The sequence below is a fragment of the Georgenia sp. X1117 genome (assembly GCF_057784635.1).
Genome location: NZ_CM173492.1, coordinates 666,211 through 688,742, shown reverse-complemented (window position 1 = coordinate 688,742; position 22,532 = coordinate 666,211). Strand labels below are relative to the sequence as shown.

Below are 22,532 nucleotides of genomic sequence, written 5' to 3'. Positions count from 1 at the left end.
GGCAAAGTTTGTGCCACGTCATGTTCTGGACGTGGCCCGCACCACCCCATGCCCGCCGTCGTGGCCCGGGCCACCCGACGGCCCGGTCGCGGTGAGACCCGTTCCCTCGTGGACGGTGTCCTTCCTAGGATCGTCCGGTGAGCACCGAACCCCGCACCACCCGGCTCCCGCTGCGCGCGGACCTCGCCGGACTGAGTCCCTACGGCGCCCCGCGCATCGACGTGCCCGTGGTCCTCAACGTCAACGAGAACCCCTTCGCCCCGGCCCCCGAGGTCACCGAGGACATCGCCCGGGCGGTGGCCGCCGCGGCGACCGGGCTCAACCGCTACCCCGACCGTGACTTCCCCGAGCTGCGCGCCGAGCTAGCCGCCTACCTCACGCTGGAGTCCGGCACCGAGGTCGGCGCCGAGCAGGTCTGGGCCGGCAACGGTTCCAACGAGGTGCTGCTGCACGTGCTGCAGACCTACGGGGGAGCGGGCCGCACGATGCTGACCGCCACCCCCAGCTACTCCATGTACCCCGAGTACGCGCGCGACACCCAGACCGCCTTCGTCACGGTGCCCCGCCGCGCGGACTTCACCCTCGACCTGCCCGCCACGACCGCCGCGATGAGCGAGCACCGCCCCGCGGTCCTCGTCCTGGCCAGCCCGAACAACCCCACCGGCACGGCGCTCGACCCGGCCGACCTGGCGGCGCTGCTCGACCACGCCCGCACCACCGGTCCCGCGGACGAGGACGGCACCCCGACGGCGAGCGTCGTCGTCGTCGACGAGGCCTACGGCGAGTTCCGCCGCGAGGGGACGCCGTCCGCGCTGGCCCTGCTGGCGGACCACCCCCATCTGGCCGTGGCGCGCACGATGTCCAAGGCCTTCGGCATGGCCGGCCTGCGCCTGGGCTACCTCGCCGCCGCGCCCGGGCTCGTCGACCACCTGCGGGTCGTGCGCCTGCCCTACCATCTCTCCGCGGTCACCCAGGCGGCGGCCCTGGCGGCGCTCGCGCACCGCGACTCCCTCATGGGGCAGGTCAAGCTCCTGCGCGACGAGCGCGACGCCCTCGTGGAGCACCTGCGCTCGGTCGGCCTCGAGGTCGCCGAGTCCGACGCGAACTTCGTCATGTTCGGCCGCTTCGAGGACGCCCACGCCGTGTGGGATTCTCTTGTGCAGCGGGGCGTCCTCATCCGTGAGGTCGGCCCGGCCGGAATGTTGCGCGTGTCGGTCGGCACGCCCGAGGAGAACGTCCGCTTCCGGGCGGCGTTGGAAGAGGTGCTGTCATGAGCAGGACGGGACGCGTCGAGCGGACCACGTCGGAGTCGCAGGTCCTCGTCGAGGTCGACCTCGACGGGACAGGGCGCACGGAGATCTCCACCTCGGTGCCGTTCTACGACCACATGCTCACCGCGCTGGGCAAGCACTCGGGCATCGACCTCACCGTGCGCGCGACCGGCGACATCGAGATCGACGTCCACCACACCGTCGAGGACGTCGCCATCAGCCTCGGCCAGGCCCTGCGCCAGGCGCTCGGTGACAAGGAGGGACTCACGCGGTTCGCCGACGCGACCGTCCCGCTGGACGAGGCGCTCGCCCACGTCGTCGTCGACGTCTCGGGCCGGCCCTACTGCGTGCACACCGGCGAGTCCGAGGGGCAGGCGCTGCACCTCATCGGCGGGCACTTCACCGGCTCGCTCACCCGCCACGTCTTCGAGTCGATCGCGCACCACGCCGCGATCTGCCTGCACGTGCGCGTGCTCGCCGGCCGCGACCCGCACCACGTCGTCGAGGCCCAGTTCAAGGCGTTCGCCCGCGCGCTGCGCGAGGCGGTGACGATCGACCCCCGGGTGACCGGCGTGCCCTCGACGAAGGGCGCGCTGTGAGCCTGCCCGGCGCCCCCGACCGGCTGGCGATCGTGCTCACGCCGTTCGCCCGGCCCGACGTCGTCGCCGGCGCGTGCCGGCAGCTCGGCATGACCGACGCCGTCGCCGTGCCCGCCCGTTCGGGCGTGGTCGTCACCCGGCCGCTGCCGGCCCGCGTCGAGCACACCGACTGGGACATCGCCGAGCTCTTCGGCGAGGCCCCCTCCTCCGACTCCGGCCAGGACGACGCGGCCGCCCCGGGCGGGGCGGCGGGTACGGCCGTCGCCGGTACCGCGGGCGCTCCCGACGACAACACCGCACGCGACGACGCCGCACCGGACGCCGCCACCCCCGCCGGGGAGGTCACCGCGGCCGACGCCGTGGCCCGGACCCCGGCCCCCAAGGAGACCGCCGGCGAGGAGCTGGCGACCGCCATGTCGACCATCACCCGGCGGGGCGTCGTCCTCGTCCTGGCCGACCTCGGCGTGGACACCGGGGTCGAGACCGGGCTGGCCGGCCACGTCGTCGCCCGGGAGTGGACCGCCGGGGAGCCCGGTGACGAGGTCCCGCCCGGGCTGCTGCTGGCCAACGCCGACGACGTCGTGGAGGACATCGTCCTGGGCCGCCGCGCGCCCGACGAGATCCCCGGCGCGATCCGCGCCTCGGACGCGACCGGCCGCGGCCGCCGGCGGCGCATGTTCGGACGGGGCGAGGGATGAGCGGCGCCCGCCCCACCGTCGTCGTCCTGGACTACGGCTCCGGCAACGTCCGCTCCGCGGTGCGGGCCCTCGAGCGCGCCGGGGCCGACGTCGAGCTCACGGCCGACCCCGCCCACGTCGAGGCCGCCGACGGACTGGTGGTCCCCGGCGTCGGCGCCTTCGCCGCCGTCATGGACCAGCTGCGCGCCGTCGACGCGCCGCGCCTGGTCGACCGGCGCCTGGCGGGCGGCCGCCCCGTGCTCGGCATCTGCGTCGGCCTGCAGGTGATGTTCGAGTCCGGCACGGAGCACGGCGTCCACAGCGAGGGCCTGGGCCAGTGGCCCGGCGAGGTCACCCGCCTACCCGCCGAGGTGGTGCCCCACATGGGCTGGGCCGGCGTGCGGCCCGGCGCGGGCTCCCGGCTCTTCGCCGGCGTCGAGGACGAGCGGTTCTACTTCGTGCACTCCTACGGGGTGCTGTCCGACCCGGCCGCCGCCTTCGCCGACGGCCGCACCACCCCGCCGACCGTGACGTGGGGCGAGCACGGCGCGCCCTTCGTCGCCGCCGTCGAGAACGGCCCCCTGACCGCGACCCAGTTCCACCCCGAGAAGTCCGGCGACGCCGGCGCGCACCTGCTGCGCACCTGGGTGGACGACCTCGGAGGACCCCGATGAGCGAGACCGCCGCCCCGCACGCGACCGACGATAAGGCCGGGGCGCCCGTCCTGGAGCTGCTGCCGGCCGTGGACGTCGTCGACGGCCGGGCCGTGCGCCTGGTCCAGGGCGAGGCCGGCTCGGAGACCGAGTACGGGGAGCCCGCGGAGGTCGCCGCCCGCTTCGTCGAGCAGGGCGCGCGCTGGATCCACCTCGTCGACCTCGACGCCGCCTTCGGGCGCGGCTCGAACCACGAGCTGCTCAGCCGCATCGTCGGCGAGCTCGACGTGCGCGTCGAGCTCTCCGGCGGGATCCGCGACGACGACTCCCTGGCCCGCGCGCTCGACGCCGGCGCGAGCCGCGTCAACCTCGGCACCGCGGCGCTGGAGAACCCCGCGTGGACCTCCTCGGTCATCGCCCGCCACGGCGAGCAGGTGGCCGTCGGCCTCGACGTGCGCGGCACCACGCTGGCCGCCCGCGGCTGGACCGAGGACGCCGGGAACCTCTGGGACGTCCTGGCCCGGCTCGAGGCCGACGGCTGCGCCCGGTACGTCGTCACCGACGTCACCCGGGACGGCACCCTGACCGGCCCCAACCTCGAGCTGCTGCGCGAGCTGACCACGCGGACCCAGGCGCCGGTGGTGGCCTCCGGCGGCGTCTCCTCCCTGGCCGACCTGACGGCGCTGCGCGAGCTGGTCCCGCTCGGCGTCGAGGGCGCCATCGTCGGCAAGGCCCTCTACGCCGGCGCCTTCACGCTGCCCGCGGCCTTCGAGGTGGCGGGTCGAGCATGAACGAGATCGTCAACGGCTCGGGCCGCCATCCCTCGCCGCACGCCGACTCCGCGGGCCAGGCCTGGGCCGGCCGCATGCTGCGGGCCAACCCCTTCGCCGGCGACGACGGGTCGGTCACCGAGACGATGGCCGCCGCCCTGGCCCAGACCGACCTCGCGCGACGGCTCGTCGACGTCGTCGCCGAGCTGCGCACCGGCCGGGTTCTCGTGCCGGTGGTCGCCCACGGGCACCCCGGGAAGGACGCGGCGGGCCGTACTGCGGCCCACGAGAAGCAGATCACCGGCGACGCCCAGGCCGACGCCGTGGCCTCGGCCGCCTCGGTCACCGTCGCCACCCCCGACGGCCGCGCCGCCCTGCCCGCGTTCTCCAGCTACGACGCCATGCGTGCGTGGGACCCGGGCGCCCGGCCGGTCCCCGTCGAGGGGGTGCGCGCCGCCGCCTCGGCGGCCCAGGAGGGCGACCAGATCCTCGTGCTCGACCCCGGCTCGGAGCGACCGGTGCTCGTGGGGCGACCGGCCGTCGTCGCGCTGGCGAGCGGGGGAGAGTGGGTGCCGCCGTGGGAGCTGCCCGAGCTGCCCGGACTCATCACCGAGTCCCTGCGCGGCTCGGCCAACCTCGTGGGGGTCCGGCTCGAGGCGGGCGTGCGCGCCGAGCTGCGGGTGGTCCTCGCCGTGCGCCCCGGCTTCGACCGCGCCGGCCTCGAGGCCGAGCTCGCGCGGGTCTCCGAGCAGCTGGGGACCATCGAGGAGATGCGCCACGCGGTGGACTCCGTCGAGCTCTACCCCACCCTCGTCGCCGAGTAGCCCGCCGCTGCGCGCGGCCGCGCGGAGACGAAGCGCACGCGCCGCACCCCTGGGGCCGCGGCGAACGGGCTGCTAACATGGGTGGCTGACCGGCCGGTCGTGCATGCGACCGGCGAGCAAGCGGAGAGATCCCACCTGGGTGCCCCACGGGCACCGGGTTCCTGGTCGGGCGTGGCATCCTGTCACGCTCCTTGTGCGCACCAGCGCACCCCAGGCCTCCGCGCTCTTGCGTCGGAGGCCTTTCTCGTGGCTCCTGACGGCTGGTCCCGAACCATCCACGATCAAGGAGCTCAGCATCAGCGAGACCCGTATCAACGACCGAATCCGCGTCCCCGAGGTCCGACTCGTGGGTCCCGGCGGAGAGCAGGTCGGCGTCGTCCGCGTGGAGGACGCCCTTCGGCTTGCCCAGGAGGCAGACCTCGACCTCGTCGAGGTGGCCCCCGACGCGCGACCCCCGGTCGCGAAGCTCATGGACTACGGCAAGTTCAAGTACGAGTCGGACGTCAAGTCGCGTGACGCCCGCCGCAAGCAGGCGAACACGATGCTCAAGGAGATCCGCTTCCGCCTGAAGATCGACGCCCACGACTACGAGACCAAGAAGGGTCACGTCGTGCGGTTCCTCGAGGGCGGCGACAAGGTCAAGGTGATGATCATGTTCCGTGGTCGCGAGCAGTCGCGCCCGGAGATGGGCATCCGCCTCCTCCAGCGGCTCGCCGAGGACGTCGCCGACCTCGGCTCGGTGGAGTCCGCGCCGCGCCAGGACGGCCGCAACATGACCATGGTCATCGGTCCGCACAAGAAGAAGTCCGAGGCGCACAACGAGCAGCTGAAGAAGCGCGCCGCCGAGAAGGAGGCCCGCCGGGCCTCCAGCTCCGAGGCCAAGGACGAGAAGCGCGGCGACCAGGCCCGGTCCGCGCAGCGCTCCGCGCCCGAGGCGGCCCCGGACGCCCCGGTCATCGAGGCGCCCGTGTTCACCAAGGCCCCGCCCGGGAGCCAGACCTCGGCGCCCGCGCGCCCGGCGTCCTCCTCCTCTCGGCCGGCCTCCGGCGCGTCGCGTTCGTCGTCCCCGCGGCAGGGCTCGTCCTCGTCGCGCCCGTCGTCCTCGCGCCCGGCGTCGTCCTCGTCCCGGCCGGCCTCCTCGGGTCGCCCGTCCTCGGGCGGGGCCGCGCGTCCCGCCCCGTCCACCGGTACCTCTGCCGGCACGCCCAGTCCGGGTGCCGGCGCCACGGGCTCCTCGGCCACGTCGAGCAAGCCCGGTCCCGCCAAGCCCGCAGCCAGGCCGACGCCGAGCGCCACGCCTGCCGCTGCACCCAAGCCTGGAGCGCCGAAGCCGTCGGCGACGCCCAGGCCGACCGCACCGAAGCCGAACGCACCGTCCTCGGCCCAGTAACGGTCACGTCCGAACGTCCGACGGCCGAGAAGGTCCCGGAGAGAGCACGACGTCGCGCACCGGCGCGACCGAGAGGGAAGCATGCCGAAGAACAAGACGCACTCCGGTGCGAAGAAGCGGTTCCGGGTCACCGGCTCCGGCAAGATCATGCACGAGCGCACGCGCAAGGTGCACAAGTTCGCCGAGCGTTCGCGCCGCCAGGTCCGTCGCCTGTCCAACGACGGCGAGATCACCGGCGGCGACGCCCGTAACGTGAAGAAGATGCTCGGCCTCTGAGGCCCGGGCAGTAGTTGAGGAGCACCTGACATGGCACGTGTGAAGAGGGCGGTCAACGCCCACAAGAAGCGCCGGACGATCCTCGACCGCGCCTCGGGGTACCGGGGTCAGCGTTCGCGGCTCTACCGCAAGGCGAAGGAGCAGGTCCTCCACTCGGAGACCTACGCCTTCCGTGACCGCAAGGCCCGCAAGGGCGACTTCCGTCGCCTGTGGATCCAGCGCATCAACGCCGCGGTCCGCGCCGACGGCCTGACCTACAACCGGTTCATCCAGGGCCTCAAGGCCGCCGAGGTCGAGGTCGACCGCCGCATGCTCGCCGAGCTCGCGGTCAACGACCCGGCCGCATTCTCGGCCCTCGTCGAGGTGGCCAAGAAGGCCCTCCCGACCGACGTCAACGCGCCGGCGGCCTGACCTGGCCCCTCACGGCACGGGTGATCACGAGCGCCCGGACGCTCCGCTGACCAACCCCCGCTCCGAGCGGGTGCGCAGGGTCGCGGCGCTGTCCGGGCGCTCGGCTCGTGCACGGCACGGGCAGTTCCTCGTAGAGGGACCCCAGGCGGTGCGCGAGCTCGTGCGGTTCGCGCCGGAGGCGGTCCGGGACGTCTACCTCGCCGAGGACGCCGCCCTGCGCCACCACGATGTCGTCGAGGCCGTGGCCGAGGCGGGCGTGCGCTCCCACGCGGCCTCGGCCGAGGTGGTGCGCGCGATGAGCGCCGACGCCCAGGGGATCCTCGCCGTCGCCCGCACCGAAATGCTCGCCGCGACGACGCTCGACGGCGTCCTCGCCGACGGGCCCAGGCTCGTGGCGCTCCTGTCGTCCGCCGCCGATCCCGGTAACGCCGGCACCGTGCTGCGCTCCGCGGACGCCGCCGGGGCCGATGCCGTCCTGCTGGGCCGCGGCTCGGTCGAGGCCACCAACCCCAAGGTCGTGCGCGCCACGGCCGGATCGCTGTTCCACCTGCCGGTGGTCGGGGGCGTCGACGTCGCGGAGGCGGTCGCGGCTGCCCGCGCCGCCGGTCTGCAGGTCCTCGCGGCCGACGGCGCGGGGGAGTGGGACCTCGACGAGCTCGCCGACCGCGCCCTGGCCCGGGCTCACGGTCTCACCCTCTCCGTCCAGGGCGAGCTCGCGGCCACCGACCTGCTCGCCCCCGACCTCGCCGCGCCGACGCTGTGGCTGCTCGGCAACGAGGCCCACGGCCTCAGCCCGGCCGAGCGTGCGCTGGCCGACGCGAGCGTGCGCGTGCCCGTGCACGGTCACGCCGAGTCGCTCAACGTCGCCACCGCCGCCGCGCTGTGCCTCTACGCGAGCGCGCGGGCGCAGCGCCGGGCGGTCTGAGCGTTCGCCCCCGTCACACGAGCGGCGGCGTGGTCCCGACGTCGTAGACGACCTGCGACACGCCGGCCCGCAGATGCTCGAGCCGGGCACCCTCGGTCGGGCGGTGCTCGGCGTGACGCCCGCCCGGCATGAGGTGGGTGACCGTCGCCCGGCGCACGAGCACCAGGTGGTCGGCGAGCAGCCGACGATGGCACCGCCACCAGACGGACTCGCTGCACATCACCGCGGTCGTCCCCTCCTCCGCGAGGCGGAGCAGCTCGTCGACGCCGCCGAGGAACTCCGGCGTCTCCATGTGGTCCGCGTAGGCGCGGAACGACTCGTGCCGCAGCGCGACGTGACGACTGTCCGGCACCGGACGGCGTCGACCCCCGAGCGACTTCTCCCACCGGTACCCGATACCCGCGGCCGGCACCCAGGTCTCCATCTCGGTGCGGCCGAACTGAGGGTTCCTGCGGCTGCCGGGGAACGATCGGATGTCGACGAGGCGTTCGACGCCGGCACCGGAGAGCAGCCCGAGCAGCTCGTCGGCGCCCTGCCGGCCGTGGCCGACGGTGAGCACACTGGTCATCCACCCAGGGTAGGCACCGCGCGTCACGCGCTCGCTCGTGCAGGGGGTCCCGGGGGACGAACGGATCGACGCGAGGGTGGGGCGTCAGCCCGGGGCTGTGGCGTCGTCGCTCATCGACGACGAGCCACCCGCCCCTCGTCCCACACCGGCTCGGCCGACTCCCGCACGGCGGCGTCCGCGCCGAGCACGAGGAACCGGTCGAAGCCGCGGGCGAACCACCGGTCGTGCGTGACCGCCACGACCGTGCCCTCGAACTGCGCCAACGCCTCCCCGAGCGCCTCGGCGGAGTGCAGGTCGAGGTTGTCGGTGGGCTCGTCGAGCAGCAGCAGCGTGGCCCCGGACAGCTCGAGCAGGAGGATCTGGAACCGCGCCTGCTGCCCGCCGGAGAGCGAGTCGAAGGTCTGCTCCGCGGACCGGGCGAGCCCGTAGCGGTCCAGCGCCCGCGCGGCGAGGTCGCACGGCCGACCCGCCCGGTGCGCGTCACCGCGGTGGAGGATCTCCAGCAGCGTGCGTCCGTGCAGCGCCGGCTGGTCGTGCATCTGCGCGAACCAGCCCGGCCGCACCCTCGAGCCCAGCCGTGCCGTCCCCTTGTGCGGCACCGGTGGGACCTCGGTGTCCCCGACCGGCAGGTGCTCGGCCTCCGGGGTCGTCCCGCCCCCGGCGAGCAGCCGGAGCAGGTGCGACTTGCCCGACCCGTTCGAGCCCAGGACGGCGACCCGCTCACCGAACCAGATCTCGGTGTCGAAGGCGTCCATGAGTCGGCGCCCGCCGTCGGGGTCGCCCGGGTCGAGGAGGGTGAGGCCCTCGAGCACGACGGCGCGCTTGGCCGTCCGGCCCCCGCGCAGTCGCATGAGCACGTCCTGCTCGGTGGTGACCTTCTCGGGCGGGCCGGCCGCCTCGAAGCGCTCGAGCCTGGTCACCGCCGCCGAGTAGCGCGAGGACATGTCGGAGTTGTAGGCCGCCTTCTGCTTGTACATGGCCACGAGGCGCCGCAGCTTGTCCCGCTCCTCCTCCCACCGGCGCAGGCGCTCGGCCAGGTCGGCGTTGCGCCGCTCGCGCGCCTCGTGCCAGGTGCGGAACGAGGCGGGGTGGGTCCAGGCGACCGCCCCCGCGGCGCCCGGCTCGAGCGTGACGACGCCGGTCGTGGCGGCCGAGAGCAGCTCGCGGTCGTGGCTGACGAGGAGGACGGACTTCTCCGCGGCCGCCAGGCGCTGCTCGAGCCAGATCTTGGCCGGGACGTCGAGGAAGTTGTCCGGCTCGTCCAGGACGAGGATCTCGGCCGGGCCGTGCAGCATGGCCTCGAGCACGAGCCGCTTCTGCTCCCCGCCGGACAGGGTGCGCGCGTCCCGCCACCGAGCCCGCTCGTAGGGCAGACCGAGGGCCGCGGTGCACACCACGTCCCACACGGTGGTCTCGAACTCGTAGCCGCCGGCGTCGCCCCAGTCGGCCAGGGCGGTGGCGTAGGCCATCTGCGCCGGCTCGTCGTCGACCTCCATGATCGCCAGCTCGGCGGCGTCCAGCGCCTGCGCGGCGGCGCGGATCCGTTCCGGGGCCACCTCGAGGAGCAGGTCACGCACCGTCGACTCGCCGCCGAACCGGCCGACGAGCTGACTCATGTGCGCGAGCGACCCTTGCCGGGTGATCGCCCCCTCCTGCATCGCCAGGTCGCCGGTGATCAGCCGGACCAGGGTGGTCTTGCCGCTGCCGTTGGGACCCACGAGGGCCACCCGGGCGCCGTCGCCGACCCGGAAGGAGACCTCGTCGAGCAGGGGCCGCCCGTCGGGCAGCGAGTACGTCACGGAGGCGACGTCGAGATGGGCCATGCCCCGATCATCGGCGACCGGGAGCAGAAGTGACGACTGCTTTCCCGCGCGAGCCGCGCCCGGCCGCGCCGGTCATGGGTGCGGAGGGGTCGCCGACGTGCTCGCGATGAGCGCCATCGGTGGGGACGGCTCGATGAGTCGCCCGTTGCGGTCGTGGAAGCGCCACTCGCCGTCGACGCGCACGATGGTGATCGAGCGCGCATGCACCCAGTCGTGGTGGTGCCAGCACAGAAGGATCCCGTGCTCGACGCTCGTGGGCCCGTTGTCGCGGTACCACTGCAGCGAATGATGGATCTCGCCGAAACCGGGCGGTTCGCTGCATCCCGGGAACTGACATCGTCGGTCCCGGGCGATGATCCCGCGCGTCATGCCGGCGGGGAAGATCCGTTTCTCCCGCCCGACGTCGAGGACCGTCGAGTCCGGACCGAAGATCACTCGGGAGAGGGCGCTGTCGCAGGCGAGCCGGGCCAGGAGCGCCGGCGGGATCGGGGTCCCGTCCTCGAGTGTCGCCGGCGCGACATCGACCATCGCCCGGTGGTCGATCGTGGCCGAGATGATGTGGTTGTCGTCGTGTGCGGGCGGCAGCACGGTCCCGGTGGCGGCGGCCAGGGCGTGCAGGGTCTGCACGTCCGCGGTGACGGTGACGTGCGGGCGCACGCGTGCATGGCTGAGCTGCAGTCCGGCGTCGAGGGACTGGTGCGCGAGGGCGACGAGTGCTGCGGCGCGTCGTTGAGAGGGCGTCCGCTCGTCGCCGGCGCTCCTGGTACCCATGTGGGCATTCAGGGCGGTGGTCACGACCTCGCCGGAGATCTCGTCGAGCCACCCGTTGACGTGGTAGCCGCCGAGCGTGGGGGAGATGGTCAGCTCCTCCTTGGCGTCGGACTCGCTCCAGGCGCGGTCCGCGGCCTCCGGGTCGGCCATCGTGGCCCACGTCTTCACCAGTTGGCGGAAGTCCTCCGCGTCCATCTGTCGCGCCTGCTCGACGAGGAAGGCCTCACCGAGCTCGTCGGAACGGAGCTTCTGCTTGAGCACGTTGGTCCGCATCGCCTCGCGCACGAGCACGCCGACGTGCTCGACGCCGATCTGCGCCTCCGCGAGCGCCGCCGCGGTCAGGGGCAGGTGGTCCCGCAGCGCACGGGCCTGGGCCACCTGACGGCCGGCCGCAGCCGAGCTGGTGGCCACCCGGTGCTGGACGAACGACCGGAACGTGCGCCATCCCTCGATCGCCCAGAGCCCGTTCGTCTCGGCGGTGCTGAGGACGGCGGCCCGAGCGGCGCTCATCCTGCGCTCGACCTGCTCGATCATCTGCTGGGCCGCGTGCACGCTCTCCGCGGGCAGAGCGTGCCAGTCGGTCCCGGCCACGCGGTCCCACGCGCACACGATGGATTCCAGCACGTGCAGCGCGTCCTCCGGACCGGCCGCCGGCACACTCGTGGCGCCGGCGGGCGGGTGCGAGTGCGGCGCGGGAGAGCTGGGTCTGATGCCGACTCCGGTGCCGACAGGCTGGTCGTCGTCGGCCCGGTCGACACCGACGCCGTCGGCGACGAGTCTGTGGGCGACGAGTCCGTCGGAGTCGCGCCCGTCGGCGCGCCCGGCACCAGACCGGCCGGAGTCAGGGCCGTCGTCGGCCCGACCGACGCTGGCCCAGCCGGTGCCGGGACCTTCGACCTCAGGTCCGTCGACGTCAGGCCCATCGATCTCGGGTGCCATGACGAGGGAGGCGACCCACGCCTCGACCTCGGCGTCCCCGACCGTCAGGTGGGGGACGCCCTCCGCGGGCAGGGGATCGAGCGCGGCGAGGTCGATCTGGGACTGCTGCTCGCGCCAGTCGTCGAGCTCGACCGCCAGGGCGCGCAGGTCGAGGGTGCCGGCACTGTCGATCACCTGCGTCACGTCCCCACCCCCTCCGCACGATGTAGAGATGACACTACTCGAACGTATGTTCGATGTCAAGAGGTGTGGGCGTCGAACGTGAGGTGCGGTTGTCGCTGACGCGAGTCGGTCGGGTGTGCAGCCCGACTGGAGCTGGTCGGGTGTGCGGTCGCCGGCGGCTCGTCAGCCGTGCACGTAGCCCTCGAGGTGGTCGCGCTCGGCCTGGAGCTCGTCGAGGCGGTTCTTGACGACGTCGCCGATGGACACGATCGCGACCATCTGCGCGTCATCGACGACCGGCAGGTGGCGGATCCGATGGTCGGTCATCGTGCGGGCGAGGGTCTCGAGCTCGTCCTTCGGCGAGCAGGTGACGACGTCGCGCGTCATCACCTCGGAGACGCGCCTGGCGGCGGCGCCGTCCACGCGCACGAGCGCGAGAAGGTCGCGCTCGGTGACGATGCCGTCCACCCGTCCCTCGGCGTCGGAGACGACGACGGCTCCGATGCGATGCTCGTCGAGCAGGTCGAGGAGCTCGCCGACGGTGGCGTCGGACCTGATGGTGACGACCTCGTGTCCCTTGCGGCGGACCACCTCGTCGATGCGCATGGGGTGATGCTAGTCCCCGATATGGCGTGGGTCACGCCCGGCGGCGGAACGCCCGGACGAGCTTGGCCGTCGCCGTCGCTGCCGGCTCCCGACGATTGCCCGGCGCGTGCCCGAGGATCGACGTCCTCACCCCCGACCGCGTGACCGCCTACGCTCGGGTGGGTGACCGACGAGAGCACGACGACCGACGAGACGCCGTCCACCCCCGCGACCGAGGCGGTCGCCGCCGCCGGCATCGACCACGAGGTGACCCGCCACGGCCGCGTTCGCTCGCTCGAGGAGGCCGCCGAGGCCCGCGGCGTCGAGCCGCGCGACATCGTCAAGTCGATGGTCGTGCGCATCGACGACGAGCACTACGTCTTCGCCCTCGTCCCCGGCGACCGGCAGATCTCCTGGCCCCGGATGCGTGCGCTCCTGGGCGCGAACCGGCTCTCGATGCCCGACGCCGACCGGGCCCGCGAGGTCACCGGCTACGAGCGCGGCACCATCACGCCCTTCGGGTCGACCACCGCCTGGCCGGTGATCGTGGACGCGTCCGTCGCCGGCCGTCGGGTCTCCCTCGGCGGTGGCGCGCACGGCGTGGCGATCACCCTCGACGCCGACGACGCCGTCGCCGCCCTGGGTGCCCGGCTCGCCGACATCACCGAACCGCCCCCGGCCGACTGAGCCGACCGGGGGCGGTCCGGACGAGGAGTCCCGGAGCAGTCGCTACCGCTCCCGGACGCCCGCTACCGCTCCCGGTCTACCGCTACCGCGTCGAGGTGCCCGTCGTGGTGGTGGGCACCGCCTGGTCGGGCATCTTCGCCTCCGGCGGTGCGTCGCCGACGATGATGTTGTGCCCGCCGCGCCAGGTGAGGTACCGGGTGCCGAGGTTGACCATCGTCGAGAGCCGGTTCCGGTTGCCGAGCAGCGAGGCGAGGTGGACGCCCATCCAGATCACCCAGGCGGGGAACCCGGTGAGGTTGGGCAGCCCGGCGACCTCGGCGACGGCCGAGCTGCGGCCGATCGTCGCGAGGATCCCCTGGTCGTTGTACCGGAACGGTCCGTGCTGCGGCATCGGCGTGTGGTCGCGCGCGGCGGTGGTCTCGTCGGCGATGACCCGTCCGACGTACTCGCCGCCCTGGATGGCGGGCTGGGCGAGCTGCGGCAGGCCGGCCGGGCTCACGGCCGCGTCGCCCACCGCGTACACGTCCTCGACCCCGACGACCCGCAGGTGGTCGTCCACCTCGATCCGGCCGCCGCGCCCCTGGGGCAGGCCCCAGCCGCCGACCTGCTCGTAGGCGGTCACGCCGCCCGCCCAGATGACGATCATCGCCTCGAGGAAGGTGCCGTCGGCGAGCTCGACGCCGTCGGTGCGCACCTCCTTGACGCCCGAGCCCAGGCGCAGGTCCACCCCGCGCTCGCGCAGCGCCTCGGCGGTGTAGCGCTGGCTGTGCTCGGAGAACGGCATGAGCAGGTTCGGCGCCATGTCGACGAGGGTGACGTGCATGCGCGCCTTGTCGATGTCCGGGTAGGCGACCGGGAAGTCCTTGTTGCGCAGCTCGGCCAGCGCGCCGGCGGTCTCCACGCCGGTCGCGCCACCACCGACGACGACGACGCGGACGTCACCCGGGTCGGGGTGCTGGGCGGCCGCCTCGAGCCGGGCGAAGAGGACGTCGCGCAGCCGGATCGCCTGCCTGCGCGTGTAGAGCGGGTAGGCCAGGTCGTCCGCGCCGGGGGTGCCGAAGAAGTTCGCGGTCACGCCGACGGCGAGCACGAGGCGGTCATAGCGCATGCGCCGCCCGTCGGCGAGCTGGATGCGGTGGGTGTCGGCCTCGACGCCGGTGACCTCGCCGCGGACGATGCGCAGGTTCTTCTGCCGCCCGCGCGCCGAGCGCAGGAAGTAGGAGATGTCGCCGGGGTTGATGGTCGCGGTGGCCACCTGGTACAGCAGCGGCTGGAAGGTGTTGTAGAGGTTCTTGTCCACCAGCGTGACGTCGACCTCGGCGTCCTTGAGCGCGCGGGCCGCGGCCAGCCCGCCGAACCCACCCCCGACGATGACGACGTGCTCGCGCACGCCACGGCGGTTCGGGCTGGGCTCGAGCCGCTTGAGGCCGGGGACAGGGGATCCGGTCGATTCGGTCATGGGTCAACCGTAGAACTGCCGCGGCGCGGGGCGCGAGTGGGTCCGGACACACCAGGCCCCGGTCGCCCGTGCGGGCCGCTGTCGCAGCCCGGCGCCCTACGAGTCGCCCTGGAAGACGTGCTCCTCGACCCACGAGCGGAACGAGGTGATCTTCGCGTCGACGACGAGCGGCCGCTCGCGCGGACCGTCGAGCCAGCGTCGCACCGCCCCGAGGTCCTCCGCGCGGCGCACGGTCACGCCCTCGCAGGCGTAGCCTCGGGCGATGGCCGCGACGTCGGTCTCGGGGAACGTCACGGCGGACATGTCCTCGTCCGCGTCGAAGTGGTGGATCTCCGCGCCGTACGCGGCGTCGTCGTAGACCACCACGAGCACGGGGAGCCGCTCGCGGACCGCGGTGTCGAGCTCGACGAGACTCATCATGAATCCGCCGTCGCCGATCCCGGCCACGACCTGACGGTCCGGCCTGGCCACCGCCGCGCCCACGGCCTGGCCCAGCGCGAGCCCGATCGACTGGAACGCGAGCGGAAGCACCATCCCCCGGGCGTCCGGCACGGACAGGAAGTTCGCGGGGTAGCCCGTGAAGTTGCCGGCGTCGGTGACGACGACGCGCTCGCGGGGCACCATCTCCTCCAGCGCGAGGGTCAGGGTCCGCGGGTCGATCCGGTCCCTGGTGGAGGTGTCCTCGTAGGGGACGTCGGGCCACAGGGCGCCGGAGTCCAGGAGCGCGCGCACCCGGTCCGTCCGGTAGCCCTCGCGCGGGCCGCCCGCGGCGACGAGGTCGGCGACGGCCCGCGCGGTGAGCGCCGCGTCCCCGACGATCCCGACGTCGACGGGGCGGTGGCGGCCGATCGCGGTCGGGTCGACGTCGACGTGCACGAGCGTCTTGCCGCTCGTGAGGTCACCGTTGCGCGCCGTCCAGCGGTTGAGCGCGACGCCCACGCCCACGACGACGTCGGCCGAGGCGATGAGGTCGGCGACGGTGGGGGAGGAGAAGCCCCCCATGACGTCGAGGGACCACGCCTGGTCCGCGAACAGGCCCCGGGCGACGGCGGAGGTCGCCAGGAGCGCGCCGCTCACCTCGGCGAGGTGGGCGAGCTCGGCGCCCGCGTGGCGGGCGCCCCGGCCGGCGAGGACGACCGGCCGCTCGGCGGCCCGCAGGAGCCGGGCGACCTCGGCCGCGGCGTCGGGATCCGGTGCGGGCGGGGCGGGCGGCGGGAGGTGCGGCACGTCGTCGGGGGAGAAGGCGATGTCCTCCTCCTGCACGTCGAGGGGCATGTTGAGCACCACGGTGCGCCGGTGGTGCAGCGCGAGCCGGTAGGCCGCCGCCGTGTCGGCGAGCGCCGTGCGTGCCGAGTGCACGCGGGCCACCTCCACGCCGAGCGCGCGCAGGGCGCCGGCCTGGTCGATCCAGAAGTTCGAGGTCAGGCGCGCGGTGGGCGGGGTGTCCCCGACGACGGCGAGGACCGGGGACCCGCTCTTGGCCGCCTCGGTCAGCGCGGTCATCGCGTTGGTCAGCCCGCAGCCCTGGTGCAGCGAGACGACGGCGACCTCCCCGGTCAGGCGCGCGTACGCGTCGGCCATGAGGCCCGCGCCCGCCTCGTGGCGGGCGGCGACGTACCGCGCCCCGGCGGCCGTCATGGCGTTGGTGGCGTGGAAGTTCCCGCTCCCGACGACGCCGAACGCCTGCCGCACGCCGAGCGCGACGAGCGCCCTGCCGACTGCTTCTGCCACGCGCATGGTGAGGGTCCTCCTGGTCTGTGTAGGTGGTGCGGGCGCGCCCCTGCGGCGTCGGGAGTGCGGCGGGCAGCCGCACTCCCGACGAGGGGGTGGGGGAGAGGGGGTCAGTCCTCGAGCGGCAGGATCGTCTCGAGGTCGGGCTCCTGGTCGAGGATCCCGTAGCGCGTGGCCGCGGCGCCGAGCTCGGCCATCGCCTCCTCGTTGAACTCCGTGCGGAACGTGGGCATGGCGATCTCGGCCAGCACGTCCTCGGGGATCTCCGTGTAGGTGGCGATGATGTCGCGGACCGCGTCCTCGTTCTCCGCCGCGTAATCCAGCGAGCGGTTCATCGCGGCCTGGAACGAGGCGACGAGCTCGGGGTCGGACTCGATGCGCTCGTTGGTGGTGAAGTAGCCGGCGATGTCGAGGTCCTCGATCTCCTGGAACGGCCAGGCGAGCACGCGGTTGCCCTCGTTGACGGCCTGCGTGATGAAGGGCTCGACGATCATGGCGGCGTCGACGTCGCCGTTCGTCACCGCGGCCGGGGCGTCGGGGAAGGCGATCTCGACCCACTCGATGGTGCCGGGGTCGCCGCCGTCGGCCTCCACGGAGTAGCTCGCCGTGGCCCCGGTGATGTTGGAGAAGTTGTTGACCGAGACGGTGAGGCCCTCGAGGTCCGCGGCGCTCTCGTACTCGGAGTCGCCGGGCACGACGAGCGCACCGAAGCCGTTCTCCGTCCCCTCGGCCGACGTCCCGTTCGTCACGTACCGCACGTCGAGGCCCTGCTGCTGGGCGAGCATGATCGAGATGACGTTGCTGAAGGCGAACTCGGACTCCCCGGCGACGACGCCGGCCATCGCCTCGGCCCCGCCGCCCGTCGTCGTGATGGTCACGTCGAGGCCCTCCTCCTCGAAGAACCCCTCGTCGACGCCGAGCCACACGGCGGCCGTGTCGGCGATCGGGATGACGGAGACGGTGATCGGCGTGAGCTCGCCGTCCGCGCCACCCCCGTCGCCCCCCTCGGCCGAGCCGGCCTCCTGGCTGTCGTCCTCGGTGTCACCGCCGCCGCACGCGGCCAGGGCCAGCAGCCCGACGGCGAACATCGGCAGCACTCTCGTGGTCTTCATCTGCACTCCTTCGTGCGGCGACGGGCGGTCGACGGTGACCGCTGGGCGGCGCCACGTCGGTGCCGCCCGTCCTCGACGCTAGTGCCGTGGCCACATGGCGACCAATGACTTTGTCTCTGCGGCGACATGCACCAGATCTATGATCGTCGGGTGGCCGACGTCGACCTGGAGCTCCTCGCGACGTTCGTGCGGGTCTACGAGGCCGGCAACGTCACGCGCGCGGCGCAGGACCTCGGACTGTCCCAGCCCACCGTCAGCCACGCGCTGGGCAGGCTCCGCCGCCGCCTCGGCGACGAGCTGTTCGTCCGCGCGCCCGGCGGCGTGCGCCCCACGGAGCTCGCCGACGCCCTGTACCGCGACTCCGCCGGCGCGATCGGCGCGCTGCGGGTCGCCGTCGAACGGGCCCGCGGCTTCGACCCGACGACGTCGAGGCGCCGCTTCCGCCTGTGCCTCACCGACCTGGGCGAGACCGCGATCCTGCCCGGCGTCGTCGAGCTGCTCGCGGTGCGGGCGCCCGAGGTCGGTCTCGACGTCGTCGCGATGGACGTCGACGAGGCCCGCACGTGGCTGCTCACCGGACAGGTCGACCTCGCGATCGCCACGGTGCCGCTCGGCGGCGGCCTCGCGACCGACCTGCTGTTCGAGGAGTGGTACGTGCTCGTCATGCGTCGGGGGCACCCGCTGGCGGCCGGCCCCCTCACCACGGACGCCGTCGGCTCGGCCGCGCACGTCGTCGTCCCGGCGGCGGTGGGGCACCGGGTGCCCGAGCAGGTGATGGGCCGGCTCGAGATCGACCACCGGGTCGCGGTGAGCACCCGGTCCTTCGCCGCCGTGCCGCCCCTGCTCGAGCGCACCGACCTCGTGGCCGTCCTCCCGTGGGGCGCCTACCGCACCTACCCGGGGCGCGAGCGTCTCGTCGCCCGGGAGCTGCCGTTCGACGTGCCCGAGGCCCCGGTGCGGCTCTACCGGCCACGCACCGGGCTCTCGCCCGCCGTCGAGTGGCTCCGTACCGCGATCGTCGAGGGCTCGGTCCGGCCCGCCACCTGGGCGGACCCGTCGGCGTAGCCCGCCCCGTCCGCCCGCCGGGGCCGGGGCGCTCGCCTGGGCCCGGTCGTCCCGCCGTCCGGCGTCGGCCGCCCGCCGCGGGTCGGTAGGATCGGGGACCGTGCCCACCGACGACCCGCAGTCCCTGAGTCCGCTCGACACCGACGGCGTCGAGGCCGCCGTGACCGCCGCGCTGCAGGCCTTCGCCGGTGCGCAGAGCCTCGAGCAGCTCAAGGAGGCCCGGCTCGCCCACGTCGGTGACGCCTCCCCGATCTCGCAGGCCAACCAGGCGATCCGCGGCCTGGACAAGGCGGACAAGCCGGTCGCCGGCAAGGTGATGGGCCAGGCGCGGGGCCGCGTCCAGCAGGCGCTCGCCGCCCGCCAGGGCGAGCTCGAGGCCGCCGAGGCCGAGCGCGTGCTGCGCGAGGAGAGCGTCGACGTCACCGTGGCCCGCCCCGCGCAGGTCGGGGCCAGTCACCCGCTCACCGGACTCATCGACGACGTCGCCGACCACTTCGTCTCCCTGGGCTGGCAGATCGCCGAGGGCCCCGAGCTCGAGCACGAGTGGTTCAACTTCGACGCGCTCAACTTCGGCGTCGACCACCCCGCCCGCCAGATGCAGGACACCTTCTACGTCGGCGAGGTCACCTTGGCCGACGGCACCGCCGTCGAGGGTGCGGCCCGGGGCCTGGTCATGCGCACCCACACGTCCCCGGTCCAGGCGCGCACGATGCTCGAGCAGCAGCCGCCGATCTACATCGCCTGCCCCGGCAAGGTCTTCCGGACCGACGCGCTGGATGCCACGCACACCCCCGTGTTCCACCAGGTCGAGGGCCTCGCCGTCGACGAGGGCCTGACGATGGCCCACCTCAAGGGCACGCTCGACCACTTCGCGCGCGCGATGTTCGGCCCCGAGGCCCGCACCCGCCTGCGCCCGAGCTTCTTCCCGTTCACCGAGCCCAGCGCCGAGATGGACCTGTGGTTCCCGCAGAAGAAGGGCGGGGCCGGCTGGATCGAGTGGGGCGGCTGCGGGATGGTCAACCCCCGCGTCCTGCGCGCGGTGGGCATCGACCCCGAGCGCTATACGGGCTTCGCCTTCGGCATGGGCCTGGAGCGCACCCTCATGCTGCGCCACGGCATCGCCGACATGCACGACATCGTCGAGGGCGACGTGCGCTTCTCCCAGCAGTTCGGCACCACCGGAAGGGGCAACTGACATGCCGTACGTCCCGCTCACCTGGCTCGCCGAGCACGTCGAGGTCCGCCCCGGCACCACGGCCGCCGACCTCGCCGCCGACCTCGTCCGCGTCGGTCTGGAGGAGGAGGACATCGTCCCCGCCGCCGTCACCGGACCGCTCGTCGTCGGCCGCGTCCTCAGCCGCGTCGAGGAGACCCACGGCAACGGGAAGACGATCGGCTACTGCCGCGTCGACGTCGGCGAGCACAACGACGCCCCCGGCACCGGCAAGGAGCCCGCCGACGTCGCCTCGCGCGGCATCGTCTGCGGCGCCCCCAACGTCTACCCCGGCCAGCTCGTCGTCGTCGCGCTGCCCGGCGCCGTCCTGCCCGGCGACTTCGCCATCAGCCCACGCACGACCTACGGGCACCTCTCGGACGGCATGATCTGCTCCGCCCGCGAGCTCGGCCTGGGGGAGGACCACTCCGGGATCATCGACCTCGGCGAGATGCTCGGCGAGGACGTGCCCGACGTCGGCACGGACCTCACCGGCGTCCTCGGCCTGGGCGAGGAGGTCCTCGAGATCAACGTGACCCCCGACCGGGGCTACTGCTTCGCCATGCGCGGCGTGGCGCGGGAGTACTCCCACTCCACCGGCGCCCGGTTCACCGATCCCGGCCTGCCGGCGAACCTCCCCTCGGGCGTCCTGCCCCCGACGACGCCGGACGCCTTCGCGGTCGAGCTCGCCGACGAGGCCCCGATCCACGGGGCGCCCGGCTGCGACCGCTTCGTCACCCGGGTGGTGCGCGGCATCGACCCCGCCGCCCCGACGCCGCAGTGGATGGCCGCCCGCCTGCGCGCCGCCGGCATGCGGCCGATCTCGCTGGCCGTCGACGTCACCAACTACGTCATGCTCGACCTGGGTCAGCCGCTGCACGCCTACGACCTGGCCACCCTCACGGCGCCGGTCGTCGTGCGCCGGGCGCACCCGGGGGAGCGCCTCACCACCCTCGACGACGTCGACCGCGAGCTCGACGTCGAGGACCTGCTCGTCACCGACTCCGCCGGCGGCCACGGCGCACGCGTCCTCGGCATCGCCGGTGTCATGGGTGGCGCCTCGACCGAGGTGGGGCCCTCGACCACGGACGTGCTCGTCGAGGCGGCGCACTTCGACCAGGTCTCCGTCGCCCGCACGGCGCGGCGCCACCGGCTGCCCTCCGAGGCCGCCAAGCGCTTCGAGCGCGGCGTGGACCCCGAGCTGGCACCGGTGGCGGCGCAGCGGGTCGTCGACCTGCTCGTCGAGCACGGTGGCGGACGCGCGGACGACGCCATGGTCGGCGACGTCGGTGAGGTCGCCCCGCCGGCGACGCTGCTGCTCGACCCGGCCGAGGCGGCCCGACTGGTGGGCGTCGACTACCCGCGCGAGCGCGTCGTCGAGCTGCTCACCGCCATCGGCTGCACCGTCGAGGAGGGCTCGGGCGGGTCCAACACCCTCGTCGTCACCCCGCCGACCTGGCGCTCCGACCTCACCGGCCCGGCGCACCTGGTCGAGGAGGTGGCCCGGCTCGACGGCTACGACAAGATCCCCTCCGTCCTGCCGGCCGCCCCCGAGGGCGGCGGCCTGACCGTGGCGCAGCGGCGTCGCCGCGACATCACCCGCACGCTCACCGAGGCGGGCCTCACCGAGGTGCTCACCTACCCGTTCATCGGTGCCGTGCACGACCAGCTCGGGTACGAGGCCGACGACGAGCGCCGCGCCGTGGTCCGCCTGGTCAACCCCCTGGCCGACGACGCCGGTGCGCTGCGCACCTCCCTGCTCGACACCCTGCTCGAGGCCGCGCGGCGCAACGTCTCACGGGGTTCGGGCGCCCTGGCGCTGCTGGAGACCGGGATGGTCACCCGGCCGGCCGGCACCGTCGGGACCGTGACGCCCGGTGCCGAGGGGCGGCCGACCGACGCCGAGCTCGACGCGCTGCACACCGCCGTCCCCGCCCAGCCGCGCCACGTGGCGGGCGTCCTCGGCGGCGTGCAGGTGCCGGCGGGCCCGCTGGCCCCGGCGCGGGAGGCCGACTGGGCCGACGCGATCGAGCTCGCCCGCCGCGCCGCGCGCGTGGTCGGCGTCGAGATCGAGGTCCTCGCCGAGCCCCGAGCACCGTTCCACCCGGGCCGCAGCGCCCGGATCACCGGCCTCGGCGCCGGCCCCGGGGGCGCGGACGTGGTCCTGGGCCACGCCGGCGAGCTGCACCCCTCGGTGGTCAAGGCCTTCGGCCTGCCCGCCCGCACCGCCGCCCTCGAGCTCGACCTCGACGCGCTCACCGGCGCGCCCGAGGACCCGGTCCAGGTGCGCGCGGTCTCGACCTACCCCTCGGCGAAGGAGGATCTCGCCTTCGTCGTCGACGCCCAGGTGCCGGCCGCGCACGTCGTCGGCACCGTGCGCGAGGCGGCCGGCGAGCTCGGCGAGGAGGTGCGCCTGTTCGACGTCTACTCCGGGGACCAGGTCGGCGAGGGCCGCGTGAGCTACGCGGTCGCGGTCCGGCTGCGGGCTCCCGACCGCACGCTCGGTGCGGAGGACATCGCCGCGGTGCGCGAGCGGATCGTCACCACCGTCGCCGAACGGCACGGGGCCGTCCTGCGCGCCTGACCGGACGTCGGGCGCGGGGCGCGGCTCCGGCCCTCGT

General features: G+C 74.1%; 21 protein-coding genes. 14 read left to right on the top strand and 7 right to left on the bottom strand.

The genetic code is table 11. The annotated features are described in order from the left end of the window. The first annotated feature begins 137 nt into the window (after positions 1 to 137). The 10 genes from AC3D3D_RS03090 (at position 138) to AC3D3D_RS03045 (ending at position 7,796) form a co-directional block, all read left to right on the top strand. Positions 138 to 1,274 carry a histidinol-phosphate transaminase gene (locus AC3D3D_RS03090; RefSeq protein WP_463660993.1) on the top strand — a complete coding sequence of 379 codons (1,137 nt, stop codon included), beginning with the start codon at positions 138 to 140 and terminating at the stop codon, positions 1,272 to 1,274. Next, positions 1,271 to 1,870: an imidazoleglycerol-phosphate dehydratase HisB gene (gene hisB / locus AC3D3D_RS03085; RefSeq protein WP_463660994.1), complete on the top strand. Its 600-nt coding sequence runs from the start codon at positions 1,271 to 1,273 to the stop codon at positions 1,868 to 1,870. The genes AC3D3D_RS03090 and hisB overlap by 4 nt, the downstream gene beginning before the upstream one ends. Then, positions 1,867 to 2,568, top strand: coding sequence for a hypothetical protein (locus AC3D3D_RS03080; protein WP_463660995.1), 702 nt, complete (start codon positions 1,867 to 1,869; stop codon positions 2,566 to 2,568). Before hisB ends, AC3D3D_RS03080 begins: the two co-directional genes overlap by 4 nt. Further along, positions 2,565 to 3,221, top strand: a complete 657-nt coding sequence (gene hisH, locus AC3D3D_RS03075; protein WP_463660996.1) for an imidazole glycerol phosphate synthase subunit HisH — start codon at positions 2,565 to 2,567, stop codon at positions 3,219 to 3,221. Before AC3D3D_RS03080 ends, hisH begins: the two co-directional genes overlap by 4 nt. Beyond that, positions 3,218 to 3,991 (top strand): bifunctional 1-(5-phosphoribosyl)-5-((5-phosphoribosylamino)methylideneamino)imidazole-4-carboxamide isomerase/phosphoribosylanthranilate isomerase PriA, encoded by a 774-nt coding sequence (gene priA, locus AC3D3D_RS03070; RefSeq protein WP_463660997.1) that lies wholly within the window; start codon positions 3,218 to 3,220, stop codon positions 3,989 to 3,991. Before hisH ends, priA begins: the two co-directional genes overlap by 4 nt. Beyond that, positions 3,988 to 4,794 (top strand): SseB family protein, encoded by an 807-nt coding sequence (locus AC3D3D_RS03065; RefSeq protein ID WP_463660998.1) that lies wholly within the window; start codon positions 3,988 to 3,990, stop codon positions 4,792 to 4,794. The genes priA and AC3D3D_RS03065 overlap by 4 nt, the downstream gene beginning before the upstream one ends. A gap of 346 nt (positions 4,795 to 5,140) precedes the next feature. Beyond that, positions 5,141 to 6,184, top strand: coding sequence for a translation initiation factor IF-3 (infC, locus tag AC3D3D_RS03060; protein ID WP_463660999.1), 1,044 nt, complete (start codon positions 5,141 to 5,143; stop codon positions 6,182 to 6,184). Between the two features lie 81 nt (positions 6,185 to 6,265). Further along, on the top strand, positions 6,266 to 6,460 hold the full coding sequence (rpmI, locus tag AC3D3D_RS03055; protein ID WP_463661000.1) for a 50S ribosomal protein L35: 195 nt from the start codon (positions 6,266 to 6,268) through the stop codon (positions 6,458 to 6,460). Positions 6,461 to 6,490: 30 nt separating this feature from the next. Continuing rightward, positions 6,491 to 6,871, top strand: a complete 381-nt coding sequence (gene rplT / locus AC3D3D_RS03050; protein ID WP_463661001.1) for a 50S ribosomal protein L20 — start codon at positions 6,491 to 6,493, stop codon at positions 6,869 to 6,871. Between the two features lie 46 nt (positions 6,872 to 6,917). Further along, on the top strand, positions 6,918 to 7,796 hold the full coding sequence (locus tag AC3D3D_RS03045) for a TrmH family RNA methyltransferase (protein WP_463661069.1): 879 nt from the start codon (positions 6,918 to 6,920) through the stop codon (positions 7,794 to 7,796). A gap of 13 nt (positions 7,797 to 7,809) precedes the next feature. On the opposite strand, the gene AC3D3D_RS03040 is transcribed toward AC3D3D_RS03045, so the two are convergent. The 4 genes from AC3D3D_RS03040 to AC3D3D_RS03025 all read right to left on the bottom strand — a co-directional run bounded on the left by AC3D3D_RS03040 (position 7,810) and on the right by AC3D3D_RS03025 (position 12,665). Then, on the bottom strand, positions 7,810 to 8,364 hold the full coding sequence (locus AC3D3D_RS03040; protein ID WP_463661002.1) for a DUF488 domain-containing protein: 555 nt from the start codon (positions 8,362 to 8,364) through the stop codon (positions 7,810 to 7,812). Positions 8,365 to 8,474: 110 nt separating this feature from the next. After that, positions 8,475 to 10,187, bottom strand: a complete 1,713-nt coding sequence (locus AC3D3D_RS03035; RefSeq protein ID WP_463661003.1) for an ATP-binding cassette domain-containing protein — start codon at positions 10,185 to 10,187, stop codon at positions 8,475 to 8,477. Positions 10,188 to 10,259: 72 nt separating this feature from the next. After that, positions 10,260 to 12,080, bottom strand: a complete 1,821-nt coding sequence (locus AC3D3D_RS03030; RefSeq protein WP_463661004.1) for an HNH endonuclease signature motif containing protein — start codon at positions 12,078 to 12,080, stop codon at positions 10,260 to 10,262. 162 nt (positions 12,081 to 12,242) lie between these two features. Continuing rightward, positions 12,243 to 12,665, bottom strand: coding sequence for a CBS domain-containing protein (locus tag AC3D3D_RS03025; RefSeq protein WP_463661005.1), 423 nt, complete (start codon positions 12,663 to 12,665; stop codon positions 12,243 to 12,245). Between the two features lie 162 nt (positions 12,666 to 12,827). Between AC3D3D_RS03025 and AC3D3D_RS03020 the strand changes: the two genes are divergently transcribed. Next, complete coding sequence (locus tag AC3D3D_RS03020) at positions 12,828 to 13,331, top strand: aminoacyl-tRNA deacylase (protein WP_463661006.1); 504 nt, start codon at positions 12,828 to 12,830, stop codon at positions 13,329 to 13,331. A gap of 82 nt (positions 13,332 to 13,413) precedes the next feature. Here the strand turns inward: AC3D3D_RS03020 and AC3D3D_RS03015 are convergent, their stop codons facing one another. The 3 genes from AC3D3D_RS03015 to AC3D3D_RS03005 form a co-directional block, all read right to left on the bottom strand. Continuing rightward, entirely contained in the window at positions 13,414 to 14,790 is a 1,377-nt protein-coding gene (locus tag AC3D3D_RS03015; RefSeq protein WP_463661007.1) for an NAD(P)/FAD-dependent oxidoreductase, read from the bottom strand. 96 nt (positions 14,791 to 14,886) lie between these two features. Continuing rightward, a complete protein-coding gene (locus AC3D3D_RS03010) occupies positions 14,887 to 16,527 on the bottom strand; it encodes a thiamine pyrophosphate-binding protein (RefSeq protein WP_463661008.1) in 1,641 nt (546 codons plus the stop codon). Positions 16,528 to 16,631: 104 nt separating this feature from the next. Then, positions 16,632 to 17,633, bottom strand: coding sequence for an ABC transporter substrate-binding protein (locus tag AC3D3D_RS03005; protein WP_463661009.1), 1,002 nt, complete (start codon positions 17,631 to 17,633; stop codon positions 16,632 to 16,634). A gap of 150 nt (positions 17,634 to 17,783) precedes the next feature. Here AC3D3D_RS03005 and AC3D3D_RS03000 point away from each other — a divergent pair, with 150 nt between their 5' ends. The 3 genes from AC3D3D_RS03000 (at position 17,784) to pheT (ending at position 22,495) form a co-directional block, all read left to right on the top strand. Next, positions 17,784 to 18,698, top strand: coding sequence for a LysR family transcriptional regulator (locus tag AC3D3D_RS03000; RefSeq protein WP_463661010.1), 915 nt, complete (start codon positions 17,784 to 17,786; stop codon positions 18,696 to 18,698). Between the two features lie 100 nt (positions 18,699 to 18,798). Continuing rightward, positions 18,799 to 19,893 carry a phenylalanine--tRNA ligase subunit alpha gene (gene pheS, locus AC3D3D_RS02995; RefSeq protein WP_463661011.1) on the top strand — a complete coding sequence of 365 codons (1,095 nt, stop codon included), beginning with the start codon at positions 18,799 to 18,801 and terminating at the stop codon, positions 19,891 to 19,893. A 1-nt stretch (position 19,894) separates the two neighbouring features. Next, entirely contained in the window at positions 19,895 to 22,495 is a 2,601-nt protein-coding gene (gene pheT / locus AC3D3D_RS02990) for a phenylalanine--tRNA ligase subunit beta (RefSeq protein ID WP_463661012.1), read from the top strand. Positions 22,496 to 22,532 lie beyond the last annotated feature (37 nt).